Source organism: Litchfieldella qijiaojingensis (genome assembly GCF_014651875.1).
Lineage (GTDB): Bacteria > Pseudomonadota > Gammaproteobacteria > Pseudomonadales > Halomonadaceae > Litchfieldella > Litchfieldella qijiaojingensis.
The window spans coordinates 24,562-30,838 of sequence record NZ_BMXS01000036.1 but is presented as its reverse complement, the minus strand read 5'-3'; the positions used below and the strand labels follow the sequence as shown (position 1 = coordinate 30,838).

Annotated in this window: 4 protein-coding genes; all 4 read right to left on the bottom strand. The window is 60.2% G+C overall.

What is annotated here, in order from left to right; translation table 11 throughout:
- Positions 1-240: 240 nt before the first annotated feature.
- Genes IE093_RS21070 through IE093_RS21055 form a run of 4 tightly spaced genes read right to left on the bottom strand, consistent with a single transcriptional unit; the run spans position 241 to position 5,979 of the window.
- Positions 241-3,132 (bottom strand): FAD-binding and (Fe-S)-binding domain-containing protein, encoded by a 2,892-nt coding sequence (locus IE093_RS21070; protein WP_189472704.1) that lies wholly within the window; start codon positions 3,130-3,132, stop codon positions 241-243.
- Positions 3,129-3,797, bottom strand: a complete 669-nt coding sequence (locus tag IE093_RS21065; protein WP_189472702.1) for a LutC/YkgG family protein — start codon at positions 3,795-3,797, stop codon at positions 3,129-3,131. The genes IE093_RS21070 and IE093_RS21065 overlap by 4 nt, the downstream gene beginning before the upstream one ends.
- On the bottom strand, positions 3,794-5,227 hold the full coding sequence (locus IE093_RS21060; protein ID WP_189472700.1) for a LutB/LldF family L-lactate oxidation iron-sulfur protein: 1,434 nt from the start codon (positions 5,225-5,227) through the stop codon (positions 3,794-3,796). The genes IE093_RS21065 and IE093_RS21060 overlap by 4 nt, the downstream gene beginning before the upstream one ends.
- On the bottom strand, positions 5,224-5,979 hold the full coding sequence (locus IE093_RS21055) for a (Fe-S)-binding protein (protein ID WP_189472697.1): 756 nt from the start codon (positions 5,977-5,979) through the stop codon (positions 5,224-5,226). Before IE093_RS21055 ends, IE093_RS21060 begins: the two co-directional genes overlap by 4 nt.
- Positions 5,980-6,277: the final 298 nt, after the last annotated feature.

Sequence of the window (6,277 nt, the reverse complement as noted above, 5' to 3'; positions counted from 1 at the left end):
CACCCCGGAGCCCATCGAGTGGCGACACAGTCTATCGAACCCGCCGCTTCCGTGCAACCCCGAATCGCCCAAACGATCCGAAAAAGCCCAACGAAAACAGCCACTTCGGCCACTCACCACCGCCCGCGACGTTTGCCCGTCGCCGGCAGCGGATGCGTACTTTACGGATTTGCCGCGAACGCTGCAAGGCTTTTTTGACACTACGGTGACAAAAAACAAGAGGAGACAACTCCCTCGCGCTTATACCCCCGGAACCGCTTCCTCCCGACTGGCCGTTTCCTTCGGCTGACTGACCCGGTCGACCAGCGAGAAAATCGAGCGATAGGGGATACCACCTTGCAATGACAGACCAATTTCGCAGGTGCGCGAATTGGAGTAGCCGGCCACGCAACCCTCCACTTGATGGGCCAGCCCTTGCAGGGCCGAGGCGCTGAGTTCCGGTGTAGCAAACCCTTTATCACCAGCGAAACCGCAACAGGAGATTTCCGCCGGAACCACAACGTTGGTGGCACATGCCCTGGCCAGCGCCACGAACTTGTCAGTCAACCCCATCCGCGTGCTCGAACAGGTGACATGGATCGCGATGGGCTCGGTCAACGGCGTGATCTCCAGCCGTGGCAGCAAGTGATCGTGCGCAAAGGCCACCGGCTCCATCAGTGTCAGCCGCGCATCCAGAGTTTCCTGCATGCGTAGCGTACAAGGACTGGTATCGCATAGCACCGGATAGCGCCCATTCTGACTGGCAGCCAACAGCTCGCGATTGAGCTCTCTTGCCTTGTGGTCGGCTTCGATGAACTGTCCCTTGGACTGGAAAGCCATGCCACAACACAGATGCCCCGGCATGGCCGGGATGATGACCTCGAAGCCTGCCTTGTCGAGCAATGCCAATGTCAGTTCCATTACCGACCGCGACTCCTGATCATCGCGATTGGCGCCGAATACTCGAGTGGCACAGGAAGGCATGTAGACCACCTTGTCACGCACGCGGTCACCACTGCCGATCGGCCGATTCAGCACCTTGATCGAGGCGGCTCTGGGCATACTCGGCAGCCACTGCGGTAATCGCTCTCCACTGAGTTTGCGCAAGGCACGACTGACCTTGACCATGCCTTGGTCACCAAGCAGCGCTTGTCCAAATGCCGCCACGTTGAGGGCACCGCGGCCGAAGCGTGTGGTTCCGGAAAAGTGATGCCCAACTAGGCGCGCCACTCCGGCCTTGCCGACATTGCGTTCCCGGCGCAGGCTGCGTATCAGGTCGCCGGTATTGATGTTCACCGGGCACTGGGTGGCACAGAGCCCATCGGCAGCACAGGTTTCGTCGCCTTGATAACGATAGTCCTTCCATAGCCGTTCGATGCGCGCCTTGTCCTCCTCGCTTGCTTGTTCGCCCAGCGCCTCGAGTCGCGCCAGTTCGCGGCGAATCACAATGCGCTGACGCGGCGTGAGCGTCAGATCCTTCGACGGACAGACCGGCTCGCAGAAACCGCATTCGATGCACTTGTCCACCAAGGGATCGGCGGCCGGCAATGGCTTGAGGTTTTCGAGGTGCAGGGTCGGGTTGCGACTCAGGATCACCTCGGGGTTGAGCAGGTTATCGGGGTCGAATAATCCCTTGATCCGCCACATCAGGGCATAAGCGTCGGCACCCCATTCGAGCTCCACATAAGGTGCCATATTGCGTCCAGTGCCATGCTCGGCCTTGAGCGAGCCACCATATTCAACGCCCACCAATTGGGCGACCTCACCCATCAGTGCCTGGTAGCGTTCGACCTCGCCCAGCTTCTCAAAGCCCTGTGGGAAGACAAAGTGCAGATTGCCCTCCAAGGCATGGCCGAACAGGATGGCATCCTGATAGCCGTGTCGATGAAACACCTCGGTAAGTGCCAGCACACCCTGGTCGAGGCGCTCGATGGGGAAGGCCACATCCTCGATGACCACCGTGGTGCCGGTCTCGCGAACAGCCCCCACCGCCGGGAACAGCCCCTTGCGGATCTTCCAGTACAGCTCGTAGGTCGCCTGCTCACGGGTAAAACCCAATGGCTCCAGGGTCTTGATCCCCTCCAACGCCGCATGGACCTCTGCTTCCCGCGACTCGAGTACGGCCTCGTCATCGCCACGCACATCGATCAGCAACGCCGCAGCCCCTTCCGGCAGGGTCTTGAGCACCTCGGGCATACCCGACTTGTTCTGCACTGAGCGGAGGGCGGCGCGGTCCATCAACTCAACCGCCGCGACCGACGTCTTCTTGAGCGCGATGGTGGCACGACAGGTAGTGGCCATGTCTGGGAAGAAGGCCAACGCGGCAGCCTTGAGCGGCTCATCGGGCACCGTGTCATAAGTGATCGCACTGATAAAACCCAAGGTCCCCTCGGAACCGATCATCAGATGCTTGAGGATTTCGATGCCGTCAGTGAAGTCGACCAGACTGTTCAAGGCGTAACCGGTCGTATTCTTGAGTCGGTACTTGTGACGGATCTTGTCAGCCAACGCAGTATTGGCCAAGGTTTCGCGAGATAGGCGTTCGAGCCCCACCAACAGCTCGCCATGCGAATGACGGAAGGCTTCACGGCTGGCGGCATCGGCAGTATCCAGTACTGTACCGTCGGCCAGGATCACGCGAATATCACGCAGCGTGCGATAACTGTTCTGTGCGGTACCACAGCACATCCCAGAAGCATTGTTGGCGGCGATCCCGCCAATCATGCAACTATTGATCGAGGCTGGATCGGGGCCGATCTTGCGCTTGAAGGGTGCCAGCAACTGGTTGGCCCGCGCACCGATCACGCCAGGTTGCAACCAGATCGCCTCGCCGTTATCGAGGATCTCGTGACCGCGCCAGGCACGGCTCAACAGGATCAACACCGAATCGGTCACTGCCTGCCCCGACAGAGAGGTGCCTGCGGCACGAAAGGTGCCCGGCAAGGCGCGAGCATGACATTCGCCCAGCACCCGGATCAGCTCGGCCTCGCTTTCCACTCGCACGACCAACTGCGGAATCATGCGATAGAAGCTGGCATCGGTACCATAAGCCAAGGTGCGTAGCGGGTCGTCGATCAACCGTTCGTGGGGGATCACCTCGGCCAGGGCCGCCTTCAGTTCGCGATAGGCCTGGGTGTGTCCGGATGCGATCATGCGCTCTCCCGAGGATGGCGAATCAACACCACCAACTCGCGTGGCCCATGCACCCCATAAGCCAGGGTCTGCTCGATGTCGGCGGTCTTGCTGGGTCCCGAAATCAGCAGGGCATTGGTCGGCATGCCGCTCGCCCAGCCATGCGCTTCGACCACATCGAAGAAGGTATCCTCGATAGCGTCGGCATCAAGCACGGCAATATGAATCGGCGGCACCAGACTGATCAAACGTGGCTCGTCGGGGGTCGGCCACAGCCACAAGCTACCGGTTTCGCCGATGGCACCACCTGTCGAGGTCAGCCCGGCATCCACCGTTTCGAACTGCTCCCGCTTCCAGTCTTCGATATCGCGGTCGACATCGACCAACTCGACATCATGATCCATCAGCGCCGCTCGGGCTGCTACCGGCACCGGGTGCTCACGCCCCAGCGCCAACCGTCGGACCGACTTGGCTTTCAGCACCTCCTCGAGGCGTGCGGTCCAATCAGTCAAGGTGGCATGGATCACTTCACCATGCACTGAGGTGATCAGCCGCTCGAAGCGCTCGACCCGCTCCTGCGGTGTCCAATCACGCCCGGTGACCACGGAGAAGTCGCTCTCGGGAACCTGCAGCGGGCCGTCGCTACGCTCGCGTAGGCGCTTCAGGATGTTCTCGCGTGCGTTCATGACCGACCCTCTCCATCCTTGTGCTGATGAGCCTTGACCAGGGCATGCAGCGAGGCCTTGGCCGGCTTGGGCGCAGTGCGATACTCCGTCCACGGGCCGAGCTTGGTCGGCGTGAGGCCACGCAGTTTGCCGGCGACCATCGTGCTGCCACGCCAAACAGTGGGATGAGTGGCCAGCCACTGCCATCCCTTCCAGGCCAGCAGTTCCTTGCGCGAGCGCTTGACTCCAGCACCGGGCACATTACCGCGCCCCTCACCGACCGCCTCACGGCGCAATCGCACCAGCAGGTCGGGAATCGGAATCTTCACCGGGCATACCTCGCCGCAGGCGCCACACAGGCTCGATGCGGTGGGCAGATCCTTGGTGGCTTCCAGTCCCAGCATGTGCGGCATCAGGATCTTGCCGATAGGACCGGGATAAGTGGTGCCGTAGGTATGACCGCCGACACGGGTATATACCGGACAGTGGTTCATGCAAGCCCCGCAGCGAATACAGCGCAGTGTGTCCAGCAGCTCGTTGTCCTGATAGATATTGGAGCGGCCATTATCGACCAGCACCAGGTGAACTTCTTCGGGGCCGTCGTGTTCACCAGGCTTCCGCGGCGAACTGATCATGTTGAAATAGGTGGTGACATGCTGGCCAGTCGCCGAGCGTGTCAGCAAGGCATAGAGCGGCGGCACATCGCGCAGGTGCTCGACCACCTTCTCGATGCCGGTGACAGCAATGTGCACCGGAGGCACCGTGGTAGTCATGCGTCCGTTGCCTTCGTTCTCCACCAGGCACAGCGTGCCGGTCTCGGCCACCGCGAAATTGACTCCCGAGATCCCCACGTCAGCGGCCATGAAACGCTCTCGTAACTGGGCCCGAGCGGCGGCAGTCATGTAGTCGACGTCACGGGTGCGCTCGGTCCCCGTCTTGTCGTGCAGGATCTCGGAGATCTCGTCGGTATTGAGATGAATCGCCGGCATGATGATGTGTGACGGTGTCTGCTCGTTGAGCTGCACCAAATATTCGCCGAGATCCGACTCCAATGCTTCGATGCCCGCCGCCTCGAGATGCTGATTTAGATGCATCTCCTCGGAAACCATCGACTTACCCTTGATCACCGCGCGGGCAGCCCGCGCCTCGCACAGCTCGCGAATGATCCGGCATGCCTCGTCACCATTCTCGGCCCAATGCACTTGGATGCCGTTGGCCTGGCAATTGGCCTCGAGCCGCTCGAGCAGGTCAGGCAGCTTGGCCAGTGCGCGCAGACGGATGTTGGCTCCCAGCTCACGCAGCGCTTCCAGGTCCCAATCGCTGAATACATCGCGACGTTTGCTCATCAGGCCATCCATGGCCTTGCGGAAATTGCGGCGAATCTGCGGATTCCCCAAAGCATCGTGGGCCTGGCGGTGGAATGCCTCAGGGGTATAGATCTGCACGCTCATGTGGTCCTCCGCCACAGGTAGGAAGCGATATGCTCACCCCACACCGCTTTCTTCTGATACTCGAAGCGCCCGGCAATATTCATCAGGCAACCGCAATCGGATGTGACGAAGTGCTCGGCACCGGTCGCTTCGATGGCCTGAGTCTTGTCCTCGACCATTGCGGCAGAAACCTCCGGATGCCGCACGGCAAAGGTGCCGCCGAAGCCGCAACACTCCGCGGCACGCTCTTGCTCCACCAGTTCGACGTGGCCAAGCTGAGCAAGCAGCTTTGGTCCCGTTTCAGCCAACCCCATCTCGCGCCTCGCACTGCATGAAGTATGCATAGCCACCTTCTCCGGCCGCCCCTTGTCAGCCAGCTGGATATGACAGACATGCATCAGGAACTCGGTCAGTTCATAGATGCGCGAAGCCACCTCGCGGGCCTCGGTTTCGCGTGGCGTACCGGCGAATAGCTGCGGATAGTGGGTACGCATCATGCCGCCACAGGAGCCCGAGGGCACGACGATCGGCCAAGGCTCGGCGAACAAGCCGAGTTGGGCCTCGGCCACGGCGCGCGCTTCATCCTGATAACCGGAGGTGTAGGCCGGCTGGCCACAGCATGTCTGGTCATCGGGAAAGACCACCTCGATACCCTCGCGCTCGAGCAGACGGATCCCGTCCAGCCCGGCTTGCGGAAAGAACATATCGATCAGACAGGTACCGAAGAAATAGACTTTCTCCGGCTTCGGGGGGTAAAGCTTGACTGACGTCATTCTGATTCTCCTCGGCTCGTGGTCGGCCGCCGCCTGGAATCTTGTCGACTCAAGTGGGCCACCACGATGGTAAATTGGTTTTACCAATTCACAGCTAGCATCGATGCACCTTAGGTGGCATTGCCAAGAAGTGTCAAATACAAGGCGCGGCTTTTCCTCGCCACGCCACTTATACTTTGGTATCGCTTACAGAATACTATCCATAAGCCTCTGAAAATTCATAATAGTCTTTAACCAAGCAAGATTGCATATCGGGACGATTATCACCTAAATTTGGTAATACCAATTACCTTTGAGC

Excerpts from the sequence above, each read along its gene's own strand:
- IE093_RS21060 (WP_189472700.1), bottom strand. The coding sequence starts at position 5,227 with ATGAGCGTGCAGATCTATACCCCTGAGGCATTCCACCGCCAGGCCCAC.
- IE093_RS21055 (WP_189472697.1), bottom strand. The coding sequence starts at position 5,979 with ATGACGTCAGTCAAGCTTTACCCCCCGAAGCCGGAGAAAGTCTATTTC.
- IE093_RS21070 (WP_189472704.1), bottom strand. The coding sequence starts at position 3,132 with ATGATCGCATCCGGACACACCCAGGCCTATCGCGAACTGAAGGCGGCC.
- IE093_RS21065 (WP_189472702.1), bottom strand. The coding sequence starts at position 3,797 with ATGAACGCACGCGAGAACATCCTGAAGCGCCTACGCGAGCGTAGCGAC.